The organism is Candidatus Cloacimonadota bacterium (assembly GCA_011372345.1).
In the GTDB taxonomy this organism is placed as follows: domain Bacteria; phylum Cloacimonadota; class Cloacimonadia; order Cloacimonadales; family TCS61; genus DRTC01.
Genome location: DRTC01000310.1, coordinates 1 through 2,842 on the forward strand (window position 1 = coordinate 1; position 2,842 = coordinate 2,842).

At 35.3% G+C, this 2,842-nt stretch carries 2 protein-coding genes; both read left to right on the forward strand.

From position 1 onward, the window contains the following. Window positions 1-1,218: T9SS type A sorting domain-containing protein (locus ENL20_06065; GenBank protein ID HHE38119.1), on the forward strand; the 1,218-nt coding region annotated here is incomplete at its 5' end. A gap of 135 nt (window positions 1,219-1,353) precedes the next feature. Then, window positions 1,354-2,322, forward strand: coding sequence for a hypothetical protein (locus ENL20_06070; GenBank protein HHE38120.1), 969 nt, complete (start codon window positions 1,354-1,356; stop codon window positions 2,320-2,322). Window positions 2,323-2,842 lie beyond the last annotated feature (520 nt).

The following is a 2,842-nucleotide window of genomic DNA, read 5'->3' on the forward strand; positions in this document are numbered from 1 at the left end:
CTGGAATATAATGGAACTTCAACGAGTTTCCTACCTGATACTTTGCTTCTTGATTTTGATACAACCTATTACTGGCAGGTTGTTCCATATACAACAGGTAGAGGAGATGCCAGTGGTTGCCCGATCTGGACGTTCACAACCAATGTCGGAGATACAGGAAGCAATACTGATGATAATTCCGGAAATCCTGATGCTGATGTTAATGTTGATATTCCACCTGTCGAAGCAGACGGAAATGAAGTCGATCCTGATGTTGTTGTTAACCCGGATGCATCTACGGAGATTGAAGTAACAATTACAGTCGATGATCAGAATCAGCAGCATTCCGTTCCCAATCCGGATAATGTTTCTTTGTCGTATTATGTCGCTATAACAGGAGATTTGGGAAGTCTGCCTGTAGAATACACTCTCTCTTTTGCAGGTTTGGGTTATACACCAAATGAAGTTATTTTCTGGAATGGTTCTGCCTGGGAAGAGGTAACAAGTCCAAATTGGAGCACTCCTAATGAAGTAACTTTCAGCATCACCATGCCGACCTCGAGAGCAAATACGACTGAGATCCTGCTCAATAAAGGAGGAGACTCTCCGCTGCCGATTGAGTTGAGTGCTTTCTTTGCTGTGTTTAATAATGGAACTCCAATCCTGAATTGGACTACTCAAAGCGAAAGTAATAATATCGGCTGGAATGTTTATCGCTCTCTTAATGAAAGTTTCGATGAAGCTCTCCAGGTTAATGAACACATGATCCCGGGAGCTGGAACAACTACCGAACCAACCGAATACACCTTTGATGACCTTTCAAATATCGATTATGATACAATCTATTGGTATTGGTTGGAAAGTCTGGATAATTCCTGTTTGAGCGATTATCATGGTCCCATTTCCCTGATCATTCCGCAATTTGGAAATGATAATCCCAATCCACCTCAGCAATTCCTGGAATATGGATTATTCCAGAATTATCCGAATCCTTTCTATCCAAATACGGAAGTCAGCTTCAGAATGAAAGAGAATACTTTTGCTGAAGTTACAGTTTATAACCTTAAGGGTGAAAAAGTTAAAAAAGTCTTTAGTGATAATGTTCCGCAAAATGCTTTGAACAGAACAGCATGGGATGGAAAAGACGAAAAGGGAAAACCTGTTTCCAGCGGAATTTATATCTATGAATTGAAAGCAGGAGAACATATTGAAACCAAACGGATGATCCTGATGAAGTGATTAAATTTGAATATTAGAAAGATTTCAGTATTTGAAAAATCCCTGCAATTTTGCGGGGATTTTTTATTTCGAGAAATTAAATAAATTGACCGTAAATCAGGTTCAGAGAAAAATGCTGATTGATTTGGAGGTAAAATGAAAAGGATTTTAATTCTGATTTCATGCTTGATCACAATTACATTATTTACTGAAGAAACAAATATCGACTCTCTTGAAATTAAAGTAGTACCAGAAGACTCGATGAGAACTTTTACCCAAACAATCATTAAAGCAAATTCAATTTTAGAAGAAATTTCTGTGTATGATAAATTTATTACGATTATAGAAAATTATATCCGGGAAAAATCCTATTTAGATCTCTCGGAAATTAAAACTCTTCATGAAATCGATATCCTGGAAGAATCTGTTGGTTCGATGTTTGCAGGAGTTATCAAAGCACGAAGATTGGAAATAATGGAAGCGATAAGACTTGATTATGTTTTATTTCAAAAAGAGGATATAAGATACATAGACACGAAATCCAGTTATTCCGGAGATGATGAAAGAGGAAGACGGGAAATATTAAATATTAAAGAGTATTTTGATAATCAGGAAAAGAAAAGAATTCCCAGATTGTTTAGAAACGATAAAAAATTAGGCGTTTATTTTTCTTTTTCCAAGATTTCTCTGGATTATCCAAACGATGAAAAGACCAGAGAATTTTATCATGTAAATACAAAGATCAAGAGCCATATCCATTTCGAAGCAGGACTGATTGGTGTAGATTTAAGTGAGCTGTTTGAATCCTACAAACTGTATGCAACTTCCTCGATCGCAGTTAATGCAATTAATGCAAGATCGCGAACCCTCAAACTTTATCCAAGCTTGAATTTCGAAGTCGGTTTATCTCAATTTTATAAATTTAAAAGTTACCCGGATCTGGGAATTGAAATTCCGCTCAACTTGTGCCTTGGTATCGAGTTATCCGAAAATAAACCTTTGTATTATATTAAGTCAAATTTGCTAATATGGAACATTGGCTTTTTTAATTCAAGCCCTACTAATGTTTCGTACGGTTGGTATTTTCCGAAAGTGATCAGATGGTTAAGAGATTTAACTTTTTAAAAATGTTTTGGAAGATTTAGAATTTTATAGAATTTTTAAAACTTGGTAGTGTAACATAATTTATGAAAACTTATTAAAAAAATGTGATGCCTTTCCGAAGCTTCTCACGAAGGAATTCTATCCGGCAGTTGCCGGATCGGAAAGTTCCGGGACATATACATCCTTCTGAATCTTAATGTAAGAACTAGTGAAAGAAAGCTTCGGAAGGGAAATGTGTAGTGTATCATTGTTTATGAAAGATTATGAAAAGTAATTTTATAAATATGAGAGAGATTATTTGAAATTTGAATTGGGAATTTATCATTAGTAGCATTTGAAAGATGCCCTCTTATCAATTAATTTAGCAAACGGATAAAAGATGGATTTTTTAAGGCATATCCCAGAAACAGATCAAACTGGTCTTGTTTTTAGGGGAGATTTCCCAAAAGTGCTTTAATGGTATAGAAAATAATAAGTTAAGTGTCATATTAACAGGTTCTGTGTTACAGAACCTAAAACTTATAAAGGAGGAAAAATGAAA

Excerpts from the sequence above, each read along its gene's own strand:
- ENL20_06070 (HHE38120.1), top strand. The coding sequence starts at position 1,354 with ATGAAAAGGATTTTAATTCTGATTTCATGCTTGATCACAATTACATTA.